Source organism: Vibrio sp. 1249-1, from assembly GCF_033340495.1.
In genome coordinates this window covers 1-898 of sequence record NZ_JAWOWJ010000265.1, presented here as the reverse complement: position 1 = coordinate 898, position 898 = coordinate 1, and the positions used below count along the sequence as shown (strand labels likewise).

General features: G+C 53.7%; 1 protein-coding gene. It reads right to left on the bottom strand.

The genetic code is table 11. The annotated features are described in order from the left end of the window. Positions 1 to 172: 172 nt before the first annotated feature. A partial coding sequence (locus R7Z50_RS25740) for a type-F conjugative transfer system secretin TraK (RefSeq protein WP_318149508.1) occupies positions 173 to 898 on the bottom strand: 726 nt, incomplete at its 5' end.

The following is an 898-nucleotide window of genomic DNA, read 5'->3' as shown; positions in this document are numbered from 1 at the left end:
CGGGTGTTTTTGTCTGTGAGAACGTGCTTGATGGTTTATTGGCGACCGCGCTTCTCTTCTTTCTTGGGTTCACCAGAGAACATTGTCACGACCGCAAAAAGAACGCAGACGCCGCCAGCGATAGACACCCAACGCTTCTTGTTGGGGTCTAACTGTGTCCAAAATCGCTTAATCATTGGGCACCTCCCAGCAGCGATGGACGCTTAGACGTTGGTGCGAGACCACGCTTCTGCTTCTTCGCCACATAGATCTCCGTCTTCTGGCCGGGCTCAAGCACGTTAAGCGGCCACGTAGTCACCGCAGCCACATCCCAGCTCCCACACAACGCCTCTTTGAACTCAATAGGCTGATCAGAGACGTTCAGGGCGACACCGATGAACACGTTAAGGTGGTGGCCCATCATGTATTGCCCCTTGCTGAAATCCACCTTTACCCCAGGATGAGCGCAGCTCGGCACCGCAGCACCAGCAGGGATGCGGTTCAACGTGTAACCTTGAGGGACTTCACCAAGAGCAATCTTTCGGAATACTGACCGGATGGTTTCGACATAAGGCTGGCTCTGTTCCCAGGTCTCAGCCTTGGTATTGGCAAAAGCACCAGTGATACCTACACCACCATCGAGCTTGAGAAAGACTTCTCTGGGCGGAATACGACGGGGAACCATCGTCAGGCTGAGAGCTTGGGCTTCCGAGCCTTTTTCAGTAATGAACATAGTCACCGGATACTGCTTATCCGTGGCGACATAGACCACATTCTCTTTGATGCAGACCTCACCACACTGGCCGTTATCCGTCGCCCCGGTCAGAGATGTTGAAACGATCTCAGGATTGCTGAAAGGCGTGACGATTCGGTTCGGATGACCAACGGCTATCGGGATGATCTGGTTAACCCCCGGCTT